The sequence below is a fragment of the Luteibacter mycovicinus genome (assembly GCF_000745235.1).
GTDB lineage: Bacteria > Pseudomonadota > Gammaproteobacteria > Xanthomonadales > Rhodanobacteraceae > Luteibacter > Luteibacter mycovicinus.
In genome coordinates, this window is sequence record NZ_JQNL01000001.1 from 3,397,693 (window position 1) to 3,416,488 (window position 18,796).

The 18,796-nt window shown below is 65.4% G+C and carries 20 protein-coding genes; 17 read left to right on the plus strand and 3 right to left on the minus strand.

Annotated elements, in window-relative coordinates; genetic code table 11:
- Positions 1-2 precede the first annotated feature (2 nt).
- The 8 genes from secY to FA85_RS15010 all read left to right on the plus strand — a co-directional run bounded on the left by secY (position 3) and on the right by FA85_RS15010 (position 6,554).
- Positions 3-1,322 (plus strand): preprotein translocase subunit SecY, encoded by a 1,320-nt coding sequence (gene secY / locus FA85_RS14975; protein ID WP_036115442.1) that lies wholly within the window; start codon positions 3-5, stop codon positions 1,320-1,322.
- 126 nt (positions 1,323-1,448) lie between these two features.
- Complete coding sequence (gene rpsM, locus FA85_RS14980) at positions 1,449-1,805, plus strand: 30S ribosomal protein S13 (RefSeq protein ID WP_036115440.1); 357 nt, start codon at positions 1,449-1,451, stop codon at positions 1,803-1,805.
- A 12-nt stretch (positions 1,806-1,817) separates the two neighbouring features.
- The gene (rpsK, locus tag FA85_RS14985; RefSeq protein WP_007513384.1) at positions 1,818-2,204 is read left to right on the plus strand and encodes a 30S ribosomal protein S11; all 387 of its coding nucleotides are present in this window, start codon (positions 1,818-1,820) and stop codon (positions 2,202-2,204) included.
- Between the two features lie 11 nt (positions 2,205-2,215).
- Positions 2,216-2,842, plus strand: coding sequence for a 30S ribosomal protein S4 (gene rpsD, locus FA85_RS14990; protein WP_036115436.1), 627 nt, complete (start codon positions 2,216-2,218; stop codon positions 2,840-2,842).
- 18 nt (positions 2,843-2,860) lie between these two features.
- Positions 2,861-3,859, plus strand: a complete 999-nt coding sequence (locus FA85_RS14995; protein ID WP_036115434.1) for a DNA-directed RNA polymerase subunit alpha — start codon at positions 2,861-2,863, stop codon at positions 3,857-3,859.
- A gap of 210 nt (positions 3,860-4,069) precedes the next feature.
- A complete protein-coding gene (gene rplQ, locus FA85_RS15000; RefSeq protein WP_036115431.1) occupies positions 4,070-4,456 on the plus strand; it encodes a 50S ribosomal protein L17 in 387 nt (128 codons plus the stop codon).
- A gap of 180 nt (positions 4,457-4,636) precedes the next feature.
- Positions 4,637-5,137, plus strand: a complete 501-nt coding sequence (locus tag FA85_RS15005; RefSeq protein WP_036115428.1) for a disulfide bond formation protein B — start codon at positions 4,637-4,639, stop codon at positions 5,135-5,137.
- Positions 5,138-5,180: 43 nt separating this feature from the next.
- A complete protein-coding gene (locus tag FA85_RS15010) occupies positions 5,181-6,554 on the plus strand; it encodes a class II 3-deoxy-7-phosphoheptulonate synthase (RefSeq protein WP_036115425.1) in 1,374 nt (457 codons plus the stop codon).
- 39 nt (positions 6,555-6,593) lie between these two features.
- On the opposite strand, the gene queG is transcribed toward FA85_RS15010, so the two are convergent.
- Positions 6,594-7,664, minus strand: a complete 1,071-nt coding sequence (gene queG / locus FA85_RS15015) for a tRNA epoxyqueuosine(34) reductase QueG (protein WP_036115422.1) — start codon at positions 7,662-7,664, stop codon at positions 6,594-6,596.
- Between the two features lie 35 nt (positions 7,665-7,699).
- Here queG and FA85_RS15020 point away from each other — a divergent pair, with 35 nt between their 5' ends.
- From FA85_RS15020 to FA85_RS15040, 5 genes are all read left to right on the plus strand, one after another.
- The gene (locus FA85_RS15020) at positions 7,700-9,172 is read left to right on the plus strand and encodes an NAD(P)H-hydrate dehydratase (protein ID WP_036115419.1); all 1,473 of its coding nucleotides are present in this window, start codon (positions 7,700-7,702) and stop codon (positions 9,170-9,172) included.
- Entirely contained in the window at positions 9,169-9,630 is a 462-nt protein-coding gene (gene tsaE, locus FA85_RS15025; RefSeq protein WP_036115416.1) for a tRNA (adenosine(37)-N6)-threonylcarbamoyltransferase complex ATPase subunit type 1 TsaE, read from the plus strand. The genes FA85_RS15020 and tsaE overlap by 4 nt, the downstream gene beginning before the upstream one ends.
- A 121-nt stretch (positions 9,631-9,751) precedes the next feature.
- Positions 9,752-11,503: an N-acetylmuramoyl-L-alanine amidase gene (locus tag FA85_RS15030; protein ID WP_036118245.1), complete on the plus strand. Its 1,752-nt coding sequence runs from the start codon at positions 9,752-9,754 to the stop codon at positions 11,501-11,503.
- Positions 11,504-11,555: 52 nt separating this feature from the next.
- Entirely contained in the window at positions 11,556-13,409 is a 1,854-nt protein-coding gene (mutL, locus tag FA85_RS15035) for a DNA mismatch repair endonuclease MutL (protein ID WP_036115414.1), read from the plus strand.
- 45 nt (positions 13,410-13,454) lie between these two features.
- Entirely contained in the window at positions 13,455-14,345 is an 891-nt protein-coding gene (locus FA85_RS15040) for a DUF1684 domain-containing protein (RefSeq protein ID WP_036115410.1), read from the plus strand.
- A 49-nt stretch (positions 14,346-14,394) separates the two neighbouring features.
- On the opposite strand, the gene FA85_RS15045 is transcribed toward FA85_RS15040, so the two are convergent.
- Positions 14,395-15,177 carry an enoyl-CoA hydratase/isomerase family protein gene (locus tag FA85_RS15045; RefSeq protein ID WP_036115408.1) on the minus strand — a complete coding sequence of 261 codons (783 nt, stop codon included), beginning with the start codon at positions 15,175-15,177 and terminating at the stop codon, positions 14,395-14,397.
- 146 nt (positions 15,178-15,323) lie between these two features.
- Between FA85_RS15045 and FA85_RS15050 the strand changes: the two genes are divergently transcribed.
- The 4 genes from FA85_RS15050 to FA85_RS15065 are packed head-to-tail and all read left to right on the plus strand — an operon-like array spanning position 15,324 to position 17,719.
- Complete coding sequence (locus tag FA85_RS15050; RefSeq protein ID WP_239708973.1) at positions 15,324-16,046, plus strand: FKBP-type peptidyl-prolyl cis-trans isomerase; 723 nt, start codon at positions 15,324-15,326, stop codon at positions 16,044-16,046.
- 25 nt (positions 16,047-16,071) lie between these two features.
- Entirely contained in the window at positions 16,072-16,257 is a 186-nt protein-coding gene (locus FA85_RS22750) for a DUF1289 domain-containing protein (protein ID WP_036118241.1), read from the plus strand.
- Entirely contained in the window at positions 16,257-16,865 is a 609-nt protein-coding gene (locus FA85_RS15060) for a CoA pyrophosphatase (RefSeq protein ID WP_036115405.1), read from the plus strand. Before FA85_RS22750 ends, FA85_RS15060 begins: the two co-directional genes overlap by 1 nt.
- Positions 16,859-17,719, plus strand: coding sequence for a sulfurtransferase (locus FA85_RS15065; protein WP_036115402.1), 861 nt, complete (start codon positions 16,859-16,861; stop codon positions 17,717-17,719). The genes FA85_RS15060 and FA85_RS15065 overlap by 7 nt, the downstream gene beginning before the upstream one ends.
- 24 nt (positions 17,720-17,743) lie before the next feature.
- Here FA85_RS15065 and FA85_RS15070 read toward each other — a convergent pair whose 3' ends face one another.
- The gene (locus tag FA85_RS15070) at positions 17,744-18,775 is read right to left on the minus strand and encodes an oxidoreductase (protein ID WP_036115400.1); all 1,032 of its coding nucleotides are present in this window, start codon (positions 18,773-18,775) and stop codon (positions 17,744-17,746) included.
- Positions 18,776-18,796 lie beyond the last annotated feature (21 nt).

The following is an 18,796-nucleotide window of genomic DNA, read 5'->3' on the forward strand; positions in this document are numbered from 1 at the left end:
AGGTGGCTGCAGCGCAGGGCACAACGCTCGGCTCGCTGGGCAAACTGACGGAACTGCGTCAGCGCATCTTCTTCCTGATCGGTGCGCTGATCGTCTTCCGCCTCGGTTCGTTCATCCCGGTTCCGGGCGTGAATCCTGAGGCGATGACGAGCCTGGTGGAAGGCGGCGGCGGCCTGTTGAACATGGTCAACATGTTCTCCGGTGGTTCGCTGTCGCGTTTCTCGGTGTTCGCGCTCGGTGTGGTGCCGTATATCTCGGCATCGATCGTGGTGCAGATGATGGGCTCGGTCATTCCGTCGCTCATGGCTCTGCGTAAGGAAGGCGAGTCGGGTCGTCGCAAGATGACTATGTACACGCGTTTCGGCACGGTCGGTCTGGCGGCATTTCAGGCTTTCGGTATCGCGGTCGCCCTGCAGAAGCAGGTCGGCGCCAGCGGTCCGGTCGTCTACATGCCGGGTGCCGGCTTCGTCATGGCATCGGTTGTCGGCCTCACCGCCGGCACGATGTTCCTGATGTGGCTGGGTGAGCAGATCACGGAACGCGGTATCGGCAACGGTATCTCGATGCTGATCTTCGCCGGTATCGTCGCGGGTCTGCCGGGTGCCATCGCGCACACGCTGACCATGGCGAACAACGGTGAGCTGTCGGTTCTGAAGTTGCTCATGGTGACGGCACTGATCCTGGCGGTGACTGCGTTCGTGGTGTTCATGGAGCGCGCCCAGCGGCGCATCACCGTGAACTACGCGAAGCAGGGCAGCCAGCGCCAGTTCCAGCGCCAGACCTCGCACCTGCCGCTGAAGATCAACATGGCGGGCGTCATTCCGCCGATCTTCGCGACGAGCCTTCTGCTTTTTCCGGCAACCGCCGCGACCTGGTTTGGCTCAGCCAATCAGTCGCGCTGGTTGCAGTGGCTGACCACGGCGCTGAGCCCGGGTGAGCCGGTCCACGACATCGTGTTCGCGGTGCTGGTGATCGGATTCGCCTTCTTCTATACGGCGATCGTGTTCAACTCGCAGGAAACGGCGGATAACCTCAAGCGTTCGGGCGCGTTGATTCCGGGTATTCGTCCGGGTCGCGCGACGGCTGACTACATCGATGGCGTCATGACCCGGCTTACCGGTGTTGGCGCGATTTACATCGTGCTGGTCTGCCTGGTGCCCACGTTCATGCAGAACGCCTGGCACGTACCGTTCTATTTCGGCGGCACTTCGCTGCTGATCGTGGTGGTGGTGGTGATGGACTTCACGGCTCAGGTCCAGGCCCATCTCGTCAGCCACCAGTACGAGAGTCTGCTCAAGAAGTCCAATCTCCGCCGTGGCTGAGATTGGACGATAAGCCCCCAAGTAGGGGAGGCCTTGGCGCCCAGCGCCGCAGGACTTCCCGTTTAGGTTAATTCAGGTTAAAATTGCGCGTTTACCGCGCACGAAACGCATCGGAGACAGTACATCATGGCGCGCATCGCGGGTGTCAATTTGCCAGTCCAGAAGCATGTCTGGGTCGGCCTGCAGAGCATTTTCGGAATCGGCCGTTCGCGGGCGAAGCAGGTTTGTGTGGATGCAGGCGTGGTTCCGACCACGCCCATCAAGTCGCTTAGCGAAGGCGAGGTCGAAAAGATCCGAGCTGAAATCGCTAAGTACACGGTCGAAGGTGACCTCCGCCGCGAAGTCGGCATGGCGGTCAAGCGCCTGATGGACCTGGGTTGCTACCGTGGCCTGCGCCACCGTCGTGGCCTGCCGGTGCGCGGCCAGCGCACGCGTACCAACGCCCGTACCCGTAAGGGTCCGCGTCGTCCGATCAAGAAGTAACGGATACCGATTATGGCTAAGCCGGTTAAAACCAAGAAGAAGATCAAGCGCGTCGTCACGGATGCCGTGGCACACGTGCAGGCTTCTTTCAACAACACCATCGTCACGATCACCGATCGTCAGGGCAACGCCCTGTCGTGGGCGACTGCAGGCGGCGCGGGTTTCCGCGGCTCCCGTAAGTCGACCCCGTTCGCTGCCCAGGTTGCCGCCGAAAAGGCCGGCCGCGCTGCAGGCGACTACGGTGTGAAAACTGTGGAAGTTCGCATCAAGGGCCCCGGCCCGGGCCGTGAGTCGGCCGTGCGTTCACTGAATGCGTTGGGCTACAAAGTGCTCAACATTATCGATGTCACGCCGATTCCGCATAACGGCTGCCGTCCCCCCAAGAAGCGTCGCGTCTAAGGAGCATACCCATGGCCCGTTATCGTGGAGCTACCTGCAAACTTGCGCGTCGTGAAGGTGCCGACCTCGGTCTTAAGAGCCCGGCCCGCGCGCTTGATTCCAAGTGCAAGCTCGAAAACAAACCCGGTCAGCATGGCGCCAACAAGCGCGCCCGTCTTTCCGATTACGCAGTCCAGCTGCGTGAGAAGCAGAAGGTCAAGCGCATCTATGGTGTGCTTGAGCGTCAGTTCAGCAACTACTACACCAAGGCTTCGACCCAGAAGGGCAATACGGGTGAAAACCTGCTGCGCCTCCTGGAAAGCCGTCTCGACAACGTCGTGTTCCGTATGGGTTTCGCGGTCACCCGCGCCCAGGCTCGTCAGCTCGTGGCCCACAAGGCCGTGACGGTCAATGGTAAGAAGGTCAACGTGCCTTCCTTCCACGTCCGTCCGGGCGACGAAGTCTCGCTGACCGAAAAGGCTCGCACTCAGCTGCGAGTCCAGGAAGCAGCGACGGTTTTCGACACGATGGACCTTCGTCCGTCCTGGGTCGAGGTCGACAGCAAGAAGTTCGCAGGCACGTTCAAGGCTGTGCCGGATCGCGGTGATCTGCCGGCCGACATCAACGAAGCCCTGATCGTCGAGCTTTACTCGAAGTAATCTTCACCGGAGCCTTGCATGGCAGTTTCGTCAACTAGTGTGCTGCGGCCTCGTGGCCTCAGCGTCGAGCAGCTTGGAGCGAACCGCGCTAAGGTGGTGGTCGAGCCGCTCGAGCGTGGCTTTGGTCACACCCTGGGCAACGCGCTGCGTCGCGTGCTGCTCTCTTCGATTCCGGGCAGCGCGATCGTCGAGGTCGAAATCGACGGCGTACTGCACGAGTACACCACTCTGGAAGGCCTGCAGGAGGACGTGATCGAAGTCCTGCTGAACCTCAAGGATGTCGCCATCCGTCAGCACAGCGGTGACGAAGTCACCCTGACGCTGTCGAAGAAGGGCAAGGGCGTGGTCACGGCAGGCGATATCGCCGTCGACCACTCCGTTGAAATCGTCAATCCGGATCACGTGATCTGCCACCTCACCAAGGATGTGGCACTGAACATGCGTCTGAAGGTGCGTCGCGGTGTCGGCTACCAGCCGGCCAGCGCCCGCCAGCACCCGGATGACGAGACGCGGCCGATCGGCCGTCTGCAGCTCGACGCGTCGTTCGCGCCGGTCCTGCGCGTCGCTTACGAAGTGGACGCCGCTCGTGTCGAGCAGCGCACCAACCTCGATAAGCTCGTGCTCGATATCGAAACGAACGGCACGATCGGTGCTGAAGACGCTGTCCGCAAGGCGGCTGAAATCATCAACGATCAGCTGTCGGTTTTCGGCGACTTCTCGCGCCGCGAGAGCGATTCGACCAAGGCGGAGAAGGGCGGTTTCGACCCGCTTCTGCTGCGTCCGATCGACGACCTCGAACTGACGGTCCGTTCCGCGAACTGCCTCAAGGCCGAAAGCATCTACTACATCGGCGACCTGGTCCAGAAGACCGAAGTCGAGCTGTTAAAGACGCCGAACCTTGGCAAGAAGTCGCTGACGGAAATCAAGGATGTCCTGGGCGGGCGTGGTCTCGCTCTGGGCATGAAGCTCGAAAACTGGCCGCCGCCGGGCTTGTCGCACGGTATGCAGCTGGGCTGATTCAAACGGGGCGATCGCATTTCGATCGCCCCGATTCTTTGCTCCATCCGGTGGATGCCGTCGCGCACTTCCTCCGGATCTTCAAAGCGGTCCAAAGAGGCCGTGCTCTTACAGCGAGGCGTTATGACAGCCTCGCATCAGCGGGTAACCGCGGGAAGTCGGCTCATCCTGGCCGGCTTTTCATAACAACAGACATAGAGAGTTATCGCCATGCGTCACCAGAAATCCGGTCGCAAGCTCAACCGCACGAGCAGCCACCGCGAAGCCATGTTCAAGAACATGGCCGCGTCGCTGATCAAGCACGAGCTTATCCGCACCACGCTTCCCAAGGCCAAGGAACTCCGTCGTATTGCTGAGCCGCTCATCACGCTCTCCAAGACCGATGGCGTTGCCAACCGTCGTCTCGCGTTTGCGCGTCTGCGCGACAAAGAGGCCGTCGGTAAGCTGTTCGTCGAGCTCGGTCCCCGCTACCTGCAGCGTCCCGGTGGCTACCTGCGCATCCTCAAGTGCGGCTTCCGCCCGGGCGACAACGCTCCGATGGCGTACGTCGAGCTGGTGGATCGCCCGGCCGCCGCTTCGGCTGCCGACGCCGAGTAAGCCTCGCGGCTGAAAGTGAAGAAGCCCCGGCCGGGTAACCTGCCGGGGCTTTTTTTATGCCCGGTGGGCTGTCAGCTACGCAAGTGCTTGATCTATGGTTACAAAAGAAACTTCACGCGCCTACTGACAAGGGCATGCACATCGGGTTAACGTGGGTGTCCCGCAACGCACCAACCCCCCATGGCCCTCTCTACCTTGTCGCTCCGTTCGCGTTTCCTGCTGGGTTTCGTCGTGTGTGCCGGCCTCATGGCCTTCGCGCTCTACGCACAGTACGTCATGCATCTCGATCCGTGCCCGCTGTGCATCTTTCAGCGCATCGCCGTCTGCACGATGGGTCTGTTCTTCCTCATCGGTGGCCTTCATTCGCCGAAGAGCCGATCAGGCCGTGTCGTCTATGCGACGCTCATCACGCTGGGTGGACTCTGGGGCATCGCTACGGCGGGCCGACATCTCTGGCTGCAATCCCTGCCGGCCGATCAGATCCCCGCGTGCGGTCCCGGCCTGGGCTATCTGTTCGACGCATTTCCGTTCACGAAGATGCTCAAGCTCGCGTTCACCGGCTCGGGTGAGTGCGCCAGGATCGAACCTATCCTGGGCATCCCCATGCCGGGCTGGACCCTGCTCTGGTTCGTGATTCTGATCGTCTGGGCTCTCCTTGCCATCCGCCGCACCGTTCGCTGATTTTCTCGCGCCGCCAAGGCGCCATTACGAAGGCACCGCCGTCATGCAGCACTCCCTCAAAGCCGTAGTTCCCCCGTCCGCCGAATGGACGCCGGGGTCGTGGCGGTCGAGGACCGCCCTCCAGCAGCCCACCTATGAAGATCAGGCGGAGCTCAATCGTGCCCTGGGTCAGCTGGGTGAACTGCCGCCGCTGGTCACGTCGTGGGAAATCCTCACGCTGAAGCAGCGCATTGCCGAGGCGCAGGACGGCGAGCGATTCCTGCTTCAGGGTGGCGACTGCGCCGAGAGCTTCGCCGACTGCAACAGCCCGATCATCTCCAACCGCCTGAAGGTGCTGCTGCAGATGAGCCTCGTGCTCGTGCACGGCATGAAGAAGCCGGTGCTCCGGGTGGGGCGTTTTGCGGGTCAGTATGCCAAGCCGCGCTCGGCGGACACGGAAACCCGTGACGGCGTCACGCTGCCGGCGTTCCGTGGCGACCTGGTCAACAGCCCGGAGTTCACCCCGGAGGCGCGTCGCCCGGATCCGCAGCGCTTCATCAAGGCGCACGCGCGTTCGGCGATGACGATGAATTTCGTCCGCGCCCTGATCGACGGCGGTTTTGCCGACCTGCATCACCCGGAATACTGGGATCTCGCCTGGGTCGACCACTCGCCGCTGGCTGCCGAATACAAGCGCATGGTCGCGACCATCGGCGACTCGCTGCGTTTCATGGAAACGCTGGCCGGTCAGTCGATCTCCAGTTACTCGCGTGTGGACTTCTACACCTCGCATGAAGCGCTGCTCCTGCATTACGAGGAAGCTCTGACTCGCCAGGTGCCGCGTCAGGACGGCTGGTTCAACCTGTCGACGCACTACCCGTGGATCGGTATGCGCACCGCGGCACTCGACGGCGCTCACACGGAGTACTTCCGCGGCATCCGCAACCCGATCGCCGTGAAAGTCGGCCCCACGGTTCAGCCGGACGAACTCATCCGGCTGATCGATGTGCTGAATCCGACGGAGGAGCCGGGCCGTCTGACCCTGATTCATCGAATGGGGAACGACAAGATCGGTACGCAGCTGCAGCCGTTGCTCGAGGCGGTCAAGCGCGAAGGCCGGCGCGTCCTCTGGGTCGCCGATCCGATGCATGGCAACACCGAAAGCACCAGCAACGGCTACAAGACGCGTCGTTTCACCAATATCGCGGGCGAGCTCGACCAGGCGTTCGACATCCATGCGGCCGCCGGCACGCGTCTTGGCGGTGTCCATCTCGAACTCACCGGCGAAAACGTCACGGAGTGTCTCGGTGGCGCGCGCGGTCTGGTCGAGACGGACCTCGATCGCGCTTACAAGTCGATGGTCGATCCACGGCTGAATTACGAACAGTCGCTCGAGCTGGCGATGTTGATCGTGAGGAAGTCGGGCGGCATGGCCTGACTTCAGTGAAAAAGGCTCCGGGAACGGAGCCTTTTTTCGTTACCGCGCCGGTGAATGACGTTTGCGCGCCCAGGCAACATGCTCGCGGACGATCGCCGAGGTATCGTCGGCACGCGCCTCGAGTGCCTCGACGACCTCCCGGGACGTAGGCGCATTGCCCAGGCCGACGGCCAGATTACGCAGCCAGCCTTCATAACCCGTGCGGCGGATGGCCATGCCTTCGGTGCGCGATAGAAACTCGGATTCGCTCCAGGCGAACAGGTCGACCAGCCTGGGGCCGTCGAGGCTGTGCCTTGGCGCGAAATCAGGCTCCGTCGCCTCCTGTGCAAACTTGTTCCACGGGCAGATCAACTGACAGTCATCGCAGCCGAACACACGATTGCCGATCGGTGCGCGCAGCTCCTCGGGAATGCTGCCCTTGAGCTCGATCGTCAGGTATGAAATGCACTTACGAGCGTCGAGTCGATACGGCGCCACGATCGCCTGGGTCGGGCAGATATCGATGCACCGGCGACAGCTGCCGCAATGCGCGCTCGCGGGTTCGTCGACGGGCAGGGGCAGATCGGTGTACAGCTCACCGAGGAAAAAATACGAGCCCGCGCGCTTGTTGATCAGGACCGTGTGCTTGCCGATCCAGCCGAGCCCCGCATTACGGGCCAGCGCTTTCTCGAGTACCGGTGCCGAATCCACATAGGCCCGGTAGCCGAAGTCGCCGATGTGTTCGCCAATCTTTGCCGCCAGTTTCTGCAGGCGGTTGCGCATGACCTTGTGATAGTCGCGCCCCAGCGCGTAGCGGGCGATGTAGGCCTTTTCGCCATCGTTGACCACGTCCCAGGCGTTCGACGTGCCGGGCGGTATGTAGTCCATGCGCACGGACACCACGCGTAAGGTGCCGGGCTCGAGTTCAGCCGGGCGGCTGCGGCGTGTGCCGTGGCGCGCCATGTAGTCCATCTCCCCGTGATGGCCATCGGCCAGCCAGCGTTCGAGATATGCCTCGTCGTGACCGAGGTCCGTGCCCGCGATGCCGACATCCGCGAAGCCGAGCTCGCGCGCCCAACGTTTGATGTCGGTGGCGAGTGCGGCGTAGTCGGTGTCGGTGGTGGCGGGCATACGTGCATTCTACTTGGCCCTCCTATAATCCTCCGATGACCGCACCCAACCTCGATATCGCCCTCTTCACGTCCGGGCAGGCCCGTGCCATCGACCGGCGCGCGATCGACGAACTCGGCATCCCGGGCTTCGAACTGATGACGCGTGCCGCGGCGGCCGCCTATCGGATGCTCCGGCTGCGCTGGCCGCAGGTCCGGCGACTCAGAGTGGTGTGCGGCCCGGGAAATAACGGTGGCGACGGCTATCTGGTCGCGCGCGATGCGCTGCGGGATGGTCTGGCCGTCGACCTCCTGGCACTCGGCGTACCCAGTGGCGCGGACGCCTCTCAGGCACGGCAGGCCTTCGAGGCCGTGGGCGGCCGCGTTGAGGCCTTCGAGGCGTGGCCCTCGCTGCCGGCCGCCGAACTGATCGTGGATGCGATCTACGGGACGGGACTCAATCGCGCACCGGAGGGCGAGGCCTGCAAGGCGATCGAAGCGCTCAATGCCGCGAAGGTTGCCGTGTTCGCGCTGGACGTGCCCTCGGGACTGAACGCAGACACGGGCGACTGTCCGGGTGTGGTCGTCCGCGCCGACGCCACGGCGACCTTCATCGTGCACAAACGCGGCTTGCATACGCATCGGGCCGAGGTGGCGGGCGATATCGAGCTCCATTCACTCGACCTGCCGGACAGCGCGCTGGAGTCGCCGGACGCGTGCCTGCTCATCGAAGCCTCGTTGCCGCGTCGTCCGAGGGATTCGCACAAGGGCAGTAACGGCCATATCCTCGCGATCGGCGGCGACCACGGTACCGGCGGTGCCGTGCGCATGGCTGCCGAGGCTGCGCTCCGAACGGGCGCGGGACTGGTCAGTGTGGCCACCCGCGAGGAGAACGTGCTGGCGATGAATGCCGCGCGCCCGGAGTTGATGGCACATGGCGTCAACGGCCCGCAGGCGTTGCAGCCCATGCTCGACAAGGCATCGGTGGTGGCCCTCGGTCCCGGACTCGGCCAGGCGGCCTGGGGGCACGCTCTCTGGACCACCGCGCTGGACGCCGGCTTGCCCACGGTGCTGGATGCCGATGGGCTCAATCTGCTTCACGCCGAGCCGCGCGCACTTCCGGAACACATTGTCCTGACCCCGCACCCCGGGGAAGCGGCACGCCTGCTCGGCGTCGACACCGCGGCGATTCAGGCCGATCGATTCGCGGCGGTCCGCGAGCTGGCCCGGCGCTACCGCGCCGTCGTCGTTCTGAAGGGCAATGGCAGCCTGATCGCTTCGCCCGAGGGCGAGGTCGCCGTGTGCCGGTGGGGGAACCCGGGCATGGCGAGCGGCGGCATGGGCGACACCCTGACCGGTATCATCGCTGGCTTGCTGGGGCAAGGAAGTAAACCTTATGAAGCCGCTTGCCTCGGTGTGGGGCTGCATGCGCGCGCCGCGGATGTGGCGGCGCGTGTCGGCGAACGTGGCCTGCTCGCCGGCGACCTGCTCGAGCCGCTTCGCCGGCTCGTCAACGGGTTACCCGCATGAGCGGCGCCGAGCGGATTCTCCCTGACGAGGAAGCAACCCTCACCCTCGGCCGCAGTGTGGCTGGGGCGTTTCCCGGCGGTCTGGTCGCCTTCCTGCATGGCGATCTCGGCGCGGGGAAAACGACGTTCGCCAGAGCGTTTCTTCGCGCGCTCGGTGTCGGCGAGCGCGTAAAGAGCCCGACGTACAGCCTCGTCGAGGGTTACGACATCGGCGATCGTCGTGCCTTTCATCTCGATCTGTATCGCATCGCGGATCCCGGCGAACTCGAATGGCTGGGCCTCGACAGCCTGGCCGAGCCCGGCGCCATCGTCCTCGTGGAATGGCCTGAGCGCGGCGCTGGGGCGTTACCGCCGGTCGATCTGGAGCTGTACTTCCGGCATGCCGACGGCGGTCGCGCCGTTCGGCTCGAGGCGCGGACTCCCACGGGTCGGCGACTTCTGGAAGCCCTCGACGACTGACCTTCCTGTCGCTGTTTGGAGCGCATTCCTGTACGCGCGTTGACGAAGGTTTCGCAGGTTATGGATTATCAAGGGAAAAGATATTGCATTCGTCGGGCGCATGGAGTTCAATCCGGGCCATATGAGGGGAATCACTAACAAATTAGGCCTGCTTGCGTGCGTGACCGCCGTCGCGACGTTGGCTCCTGCCGCCTCGAATGCGGCCGACGTGAAGGCAGCCCGCGTCTGGGCGGGCCCGGAATACACCCGGGTCGTTTTCGATCTCTCCGGTCCGGCGACCTACAAGATGTCCCAGGGAGACACCCCGGGCAGCGTGGTGCTGGATATCGCCGGCAGCTCGGTGACGGGGGATTTCTCCGCGCCAGGCGCGCAGGGCCTGTTCAAGTCGATGACGACGGGCAGGCAGGGCGGCGGCGCCCGCCTGGTCGCCAGCGTCGATGCAAGGGCGAAGCCGAAGAGTTTTCTGCTGAAGCCGGCCGGGGACTACGGGTACCGGCTGGTGCTCGACCTTTACCCGGGCGGGCAGAGCGACCCCGGCGATAACAGTCCAACGGACAACGACACGCCCGCGATTGCGAAGGCTGCCGCGCAGGCCGATGCGGAAGCCGCCGCGGATGCGCCGACGGTTGCGCCCTCCGGCGGAAAACGCGGCAGGGCTGGAAAGACGGCAAAGACGATTTCAGCCGGCTCGCCGCCGATGCTGACCGGTGAGCGCAAGGTCGTCGTCGCGATCGATGCGGGCCACGGCGGTGAAGATCCCGGTGCCAGGGGCGCCACAGGTCTGCGCGAGAAGGACGTCACGCTGCAGGTGGCGCGCGAGCTCGCGGACCAGATCAACCGCCAGCCCGGCATGCAGGCCGTCCTGACCCGAAACGGCGATTACTTCATTCCGCTGAAGCGCCGCTACCAGATCGCTCGCGAGCACAACGCGGACATGTTCGTGTCGATTCACGCGGATGCGTTCAAGAACGGCGACGCCAAGGGTTCGTCGGTCTGGGTGCTTTCCCCTCGCGGGAAGACGTCGGAGGCCTCGCGCTGGCTGGCCGACCGTGAAAACCGCGCCGACCTGGTCGGCGGCGTCTCGCTGGACGACAAGGACGATTCCCTCGCCGCCGTGCTGCTGGATCTCCAGCAGGGCTACGCGATGCAGGCCAGCGAATCCATTGCCGGCAACGTGCTGAAGGCCCTAGGCCGCCTGGGCCCGACCCATCGCGGCTACGTCGAGCGCGCCAACTTCGTGGTGCTGCGTTCGCCGGACGTCCCCTCGATCCTGGTGGAGACGGCCTTCATCACGAATCCCACCGAAGAAAAGCGCCTGCGCGACGACGGTCACCGTCGTGAGCTGGCGACCGCGGTGCTCGGCGGCGTGCGCAACTATTTCGAGTCCATGCCGCCCCCGGGCACGTGGTTTGCCGCGCAGGCCGCGCGGCGCAACGGCACGTCGCTGGCTTCGACTGCGGCGAGTGCGCCCGCCGCGCCGGCCGTGGCCTCGGACGCCGGTGCCGTGGCATCCGACGCGGTCAAGGCGGCGACGACCCGGGTGGTCGCCAGTCGTGAGCCTGTCGCGAAAGCGCCCGCCAGCCGGGCACCGACGCCCGCATCCCGACCAGAACCCGAACTCCTCAAGGGCGGGGCCAAACGTCCGCCATCCGACGCCATCGTCGTGCAGACCGTCGACGCCCCGCCGAAGCCCGCGGCGCCCGCCGGTCGCGCCGATGACAACGTGCGCGACCTGCACCGCGTCAACCGCGGTGAGACGCTGACCGGTATCGCCCAGCAGTACGGCGTATCGGTCGGGGCGCTCAAGAGCGCCAACAAGATGAACGACAACAACGTCCGCATCGGGTCGGTGATGGTTATTCCGTCAAGCTGACGGAGTCGCCTTGGGCTATCCTTTCGACCTGAACGCAGTCAGGTCGTAAGCCATGCCCATTCGCCCCCTGCCGCCCGAGCTGATCAACCAGATCGCGGCCGGCGAAGTCATCGAGCGGCCCGCCTCGGTGGTCAAAGAGCTCGTCGAGAACAGCATCGACGCAGGCGCCCGCCGCATCGAGGTCGATATCGAGCAGGGCGGCTCCCGCCTGATCCGCGTGCGCGACGACGGCGGCGGCATTCCTCGCGACGAACTTGCCCTGGCCGTGGCCTCGCATGCCACGAGCAAGATCGGCAGCTTCGACGACCTCGAGCGCGTCGCCAGCATGGGTTTCCGCGGTGAAGCCCTGGCCTCCGTGTCATCGGTGGCGCGGTTCGCGCTGACGTCCCGTTCGACCGGTGAAGACGCTGCCTGGCGTATCGAGGTGGATGGTGGTCGCCTGCAGGAAGCGCGTCCCGCGCAGCATCCGCCGGGTACCACGATCGAGGTGCGCGACCTGTTCTACAACGTGCCGGCCCGACGCAAGTTTCTCCGCGCCGAGCGGACCGAGTTCGCTCACATCGACGACCTGCTGAAATCGCTGGCACTGGCGCGCGAAGGCGTCGATATCCGCCTGTCGCACAATGGCAAGCCGGTGCGGCTGCTGAAGCCGGCCCGCGACGAACATGCCGCGCTGGCCCGTGTCGCCGAGGTCCTCGGTCCGGAATTTCCGGGCCAGTCGCTGCGGGTCGATCACGAGGCGGCCGGTCTGCGCCTGTCCGGCTGGGTAGGGTTGCCCACGGCATCCCGTTCCCAGGCCGACCAGCAATATTTCTACGTCAACGGGCGCCTCGTCCGCGATCGCATCGTCGCGCATGCCGTACGCCAGGCGTATGCCGACGTGCTGTTTCATGGTCGTCATCCGGTCTTCGTGCTGTTCCTTACGCTGGATCCGGTCGGCGTCGATGTAAACGTGCATCCGGCCAAGAGTGAAGTGCGCTTTCGCGAACAGCGACTCATCCACGATTTTCTTTTCCGGACTTTGCACGAGGCGCTCGCGCAGACACGCGCCGGTGTCGCCGCAGCGGCGGGCGAAGGCTCCGTGGCCATGGTGGGCACGGTGGGCTCGGGCTTCGTGCAGCCCGGCTTTACCGCCACCCAGTCGTCGGCTCCTCCGATGGCCGCCTGGCCGCAGGCGGGCAGTCAGTCGCGCCTGACACTCGGCGTCCGCGACGAGCCGCTCGCCGGCTATGCCACGTTGTTCGGCAGCACCGCATCGGCGCCGCGCCCCTCGACGTCGTGGACGCCGCCAGCCGGCAACGAGCCGGAGTCGGGTGGCGACGTCCCGCCGCTGGGGTATGCGATCGCGCAGCTGAAGAACATCTACGTACTCGCCGAGAACGAGCACGGGATGGTGCTGGTCGACATGCACGCGGCGCACGAGCGAATCACTTACGAGAAGCTCAAGAACGGTCGCGTCACCGCCAACCTGCGCTCGCAGATGCTACTGGTGCCGTTGTCGATCGCGGTCAGCGCGCGCGAAGCCGCCGCTGCCGAAGAGCATGCGGACGCACTGGGTGAATGGGGCCTGGAGCTGTCGCGCAGTGGCCCGTCGGGCGTCGTGGTGCGGCGTATCCCCTCGCTGCTGGAAGGTGCCGATGTGGCGCAGCTGACCCGCGACGTGCTCGCGGAACTCGCCCAGCACGGCAGCTCACGTCGTCTCGAGGAGCTCGAAAACGAGTTGCTTTCGACGATGGCGTGTCACGGCTCGGTACGGGCTGGCCGACGCCTGGGCATTCCTGAAATGAACGCTTTGCTTCGCGAGATGGAAGCCACCGAGCGCTCCGGTCAGTGCAATCACGGCCGGCCGACCTGGGTGCAGTTGTCGCTGGGGGAGCTGGACAGGCTGTTTCTGCGCGGTCGCTGAATCCGTGTATGCTGGACGGATAGACGTCCAAACCGGGGTATCGCCATGATCCGTTCGTTTGCCTTCGCCTCCGTCGTGGCGGTCACGTCCGGCAGTGTCATTGCCGGCGATGCCTATACCGCCGCCGTGGAAAAAGTCCGCGCGTCGCGCCTCGAAACCCTCAAGGCGCCGGCCGGATGGCTCAGCCTGATCGGTCTGGAATGGCTGCAGCCGGGAGCGAATCGCGTCGGCAGCGCCGCGGACAATGACATCGTGCTCAAGGCCGGCCCGGCACACCTCGGCGTCGTCACGCTGGACGACACCGGCAACGTCACGCTGGAAGTCGCCAGGGGCAGCGGTGTCCTCGTCGACGGTCGCGAGGTGCAGCGGGCGACCCTGGTGGACGACGGCGGCAACGGTGGCAAGGCGACCGAAGTGCGCTTCGGCTCCGCCAATTTCTTCGTCATCGCGCGCGACGGCAAGAAGGCGCTGCGCGTAAAGGACGAAAAGGCGGAGACCCGCACGCACTTCGTCGGCCTCGACTATTTCCCCGTCGATCCGTCGTGGCGCGTCGAAGCGGAGTGGGTACCGTTCGATCCTCCGCATGAGATCGAGATCGGCTCGGTGCTTGGCACGATCGACAAGGAAAAGGTACCGGGCAAAGCGGTGTTCACGCGCGACGGGCACACCTACGAGCTCTTCCCGATCCAGGAAGAACCCGACTCGCTGTTCTTCGTCTTCGCCGATCGCACCAGCGGTAAGGAGACGTACGGCGCGGCACGCTTCCTCGATACCCCGTTGGCGAAGGACGGCAAGCTCGTGCTCGATTTCAACGAAGCCCGCAATCCGCCCTGTGCGTTCACGCCGTACGCCACCTGCCCACTGGCACCGCCCGAAAACCGGTTGGATGTCCGGGTGACGGCGGGCGAGAAGAAGTACGCGGGCGGCCACGGCTGACACCAGGCTCACCCACGCACGGGCAGGCCAGCGTCAGCGTCGGATGCGCTCAGGCACCCTTGAAGGTCGGCTTGCGCCGCTCCAGGAACGCGCTGGTGCCTTCCTGCATGTCTTCCGTCGAGAAGGCGATGGCGAAGCCCTGGGTCTCGAAAGCCAGTCCCTGATCGATCGCGCACTCACCACCCTCGATCACGGCTTCCAGAATTCCCTTCAGCGCGAGCGGCGCGGCGGCGGCAAGCTGTTCGGCCATGGCATCCACGGCGGCATCCAGTTCATCGGCCGCCACGACGCGGGTGACGACCCCGACGCGTTCGGCACGCGCGGCGTCGATCTGCTGGCCGAGCAGACACAGCTCCAGTGCGATGCCGCGACCGGCGAGGCGGGTGAGACGCTGCGTGCCGCCAAAGCCGGGGATCAGGCCGAGGCCGATTTCCGGCTGACCGAAGCGCGCCATGTCGCTGGCGACGCGCAAGTGGCAAGCCATGGCCAGTTCCATGCCGCCTCCCAGCGCGTAGCCCTGGATCTTGGCGATCACCGGCTTGCCGAGTCGTTCGACGGTCAGCATGAGGTCCTGCCCGGCCCGTGAAGCGGCCTGCGCCTTCACCGGAGACCAGGCGGTCATCTCCGAGATGTCCGCACCGGCGACGAAGGCTTTGTCGCCAGCGCCGGCGAGGACCACCACACGGACGGCATCGTCCTGGGCGGCCTGGCGGAAGGCGAGCGTCAGCTCGCCGATGGTCTCGCGGTTGAGCGCGTTGAGCTTGTCGGGGCGGTTGACCGTGATGTGGCGCACGGCGCCGCGGTCGGCGGTGGTAAGCGTACGAAAGGCCATGGCGGTTCCTGGCGGTTGGGCGAGGAGGCGGATGGTAGCAGGGGAACCTTTACCCCCTGCGCGGCGTCTTATGGCGTACGGACGGGGCGGCGACCGATGGATTATCCTCCACGCACGCCCAGGGTTCCGGGTTCATGGAGAACGGGATGCCATCCTCGCGTTTGCTGGTCACGATCGCCGCACTGCTGTGCCTGCCCGCCCTCCCGGCGTTGGCACAGGCACCGTCGACGGCGCCTGCGTCCGGTGCTCCGGTCATCGACAAGACGAAGCTGTCGTATGCGATCGGCTATCAGATCGGCACGCAGTTCGCCAACAGCGCGCAGCCCGACGTGGACATCGCCGTGCTGGTCAAGGCACTGCAGGATGGTTATGCCAAGCGTGCGCCAGGCGTTCCGATCGACGTGATGCAGCAGCAGCTCGTCAACTTCGATGCCAAGGTCCAGCGCGACTCGGCGGTCGAATTCCGTCGTGTCGCCACCGCCAATGCGAAGCGCAGCGCGGATTTCCTCGCCCGCAATCGCACCCGCCCCGGCGTGACCACGTTGCCCTCCGGCATCCAGTACGCCGTGCTCGCCAAGGGCAACGGCGCACAGGCGCAGGTTACGAGCACAGTCGTGGTGAATTACCGCGGGGCGCTGATCGACGGTACGGAGTTCGACAGCTCGTACGCGCACGGCAAACCCGTGACCTTCACGGTCAACCGCGTCATACCCGGTTGGCAGGACGTCATTCCGCGCATGCATGTCGGTGACAAGTGGAAAGTGGTGATTCCACCGGCGCTGGCCTATGGCGAGCGCGGTGAACTGCCGCGCATCGGGCCTAACGAGGCGTTGTTGTTCGACCTCGAGCTCATCGACGTCAAGCCCTGACCGTCGCGCTAGAATGGCCGACGGTATGGCCATCGTCTCTTCCTCCTCGCTGCCCCTGACTCCCTGCACCGGTGTGTGCCGGCTAGACGCGCGCGGCCTCTGTGAGGGCTGTCTGCGCACGGGTGACGAGATCGCCCGCTGGTCCACGATGGACGACGAGCAGAAACTCTGGTTGATGGACCGGATCCTGCCAGGCAGGCAGGACGCCTGATGGATGACCTGCTCGCCCGGCTGCACGGCGCGCTGCTTCCCCTGGAGGCGCCCCCGGGACCGCGCGGCTGGAACCACGAGGACATGGCCGAGCTCATCGGCGATGCACCGAGGCGCGCCGCCGCGGTGCTGATCGGTATTCGTGACGACCGTGAGCAGCGTGTGGTGCTCACCGTACGCACGGACACGTTGCAGCAGCATGCGGGTCAGGTCGCCTTTCCCGGCGGCCGGGTGGAGGATCACGACGAGGACGCGGTCGCCACGGCCTTGCGCGAAAGTCACGAGGAAATCGGGCTCGATGCGCGCATGGTAACGCCGTTGGGGTTCCTGGAATCCTTCGAGACGATCAGCGGTTACTCCGTCACGCCGGTGGTCGCGCGTATCGCGGCCGAGGCGACACTGACGCCCGATCCCGGCGAGGTGGCCGAGGTCTTCGAGGTCCCTTTCGCCTTCTTTCTCGAGCCGGCAAACCTCCGCCGCTATACGATGGATTTCCGTGGACACCGCCGCGACATGGTCGAATTTCTCCACGCGGGTTACCGCATCTGGGGTGTCACGGCGGCCATTCTTCTCAACCTGCTCAAGCGAATGGGACATCACCCATGTTGATCTCGCGCACGCTGATAGACGCCATCACCGCTTCCCATCTGCCGGCGCAGGACGTGCTTTTCGTCGATGCGCGTTTCGACCTGGCGCAGCCGTCGAAGGGGAATGAGGACTACGCACAGGCGCACGTGCCTGGCGCGGTGCGTGCCGACCTCGATCGTGACCTCGCCGACATGGCCACGCCGGCGAACGGCCGGGGGCGACATCCGTTGCCGTCCGCGGCGTCGTTCGCGGCGTGGCTGTCGCGCGCGGGGTGGCGCCCCGATTTGCAGGTCGTCGTTTACGACGCGGCAGGCGGCGCACTGGCGGCGGCACGTCTGTGGTGGCTGGCGCGTCTGGCCGGCCTCGACAATGTCGCGGTGCTCGACGGAGGCTGGGCCGCCTGGGAGGCGGCCAGGCTTCCCATCGATGCGAGGGTGGCTTCGCGTGATGCGACGGCGGTACACGCGGCCTTCGACGACGCGGGCACGGTCGGTGCGGATGAACTCGCCGATGGTGTCGCCAGCGGGCGCTTCGTTCTGCTGGATGCGCGTGCGGCGCCGCGATACCGGGGCGACGTCGAACCGCTCGATCCCGTGGCGGGGCACGTACCGGGAGCGCGCAACCGGCCGTTTACGGACAACCTCGACGCGCAGGGCCGGTTTCGCTCGCCGGAGGACCTTCGTCGCGCGTTCGAAGGGGTGATCGGACCCCATCCGGCGGAAGACGTCGTACACATGTGCGGCTCCGGCGTGACCGCATGCCATAACCTGCTGGCCATGGAGTACGCGGGGCTGTGCGGATCGCGTCTGTATGCGCCGTCGTGGAGTGGCTGGGTGAGCGACCGGTCGCGCGGTGTGGCGACCGGCGAGGGCTGACGTCCGCTCCTCGCCGGCGATGGGTCAGAGCGACACCGTCCGCCGCTCGCGTGCACTCAGCTGCGCCGCCTCGATCACCCGGATGACATCGCGGGCCTCGCGTGCGACGACCGGCAAGGTCGCACCCTGGCGAATCGCCGCGGCCACACCTTCGTAATACGCCGTGTAACGGCCGGGCAGCGTATCGATCACCGTGGTGCTGCCATCGGCATCGGTGAACCGGCCGAACGACGCCGGCTCGTCCTCGCCCCAGTTCGCGCCGCCCGGGCGGCGGCCCTCACGAAGCGCGGCTTCCTGGCCGTCGATGCCGTACTTCACGAAGCTGCCGCCATCGCCGTGGACGAGATAGCGCGGGCCCGGGTCGCGGACCATGACCGACGCATGCAACACCGCGCGCCGATGGCCGTAATCGAGCACGAGATGGAAGTAGTCATCCACCTTTGCGGCTGCGCGCTGGCGCGCGACATCCGCGGTGATCGCCTGAGGCGGGCCGAACAACACCAGGGCCTGGTCGATCAGGTGCGCGCCAAGGTCATAGAGCAGGCCGGATCCCGCGACTTCGGTCTCGCGCCACCCCTGCTTGATCTCGGGGCGGAAGCGATCGAAGTGCGCCTCGAAGTAGACGACCTCGCCGAGGCGGCCGTCGTCGACGAGGCGACGAACGGTCAGGAAATCGTTGTCCCAGCGACGGTTCTGGAAGACGGAAAGGCGGCGGTCCACGCGGTCGGCCAGCGCGATCAGGGCATCGGCCTCGGCGGCGTTCAGCGTGAACGGCTTGTCCACCACGACATGCTTGCCTGCTTCCAGCGCGGCACGCGCCAGTGGCGCATGGCTCTCGTTGGGCGAAGCGATCACGATCAGCTCGAGCGACGGGTCCGCGATCAGGTCGTGAGGATGTTCATACGCCGTGGCCTCGGGAAAGTCGCGGGCGATCTGTTCCGCACGGCGACTGCCGATGGCGGCGAGACGAAGGCCTTCCGCCGCGGCGATCAGTGGCGCATGGAAGAAGGCACCTGCTGTGCCATAGCCGATGAGGCCGGTGGGAATCGGTTGCATAGTCGTTCCTGAGGTAGTCCT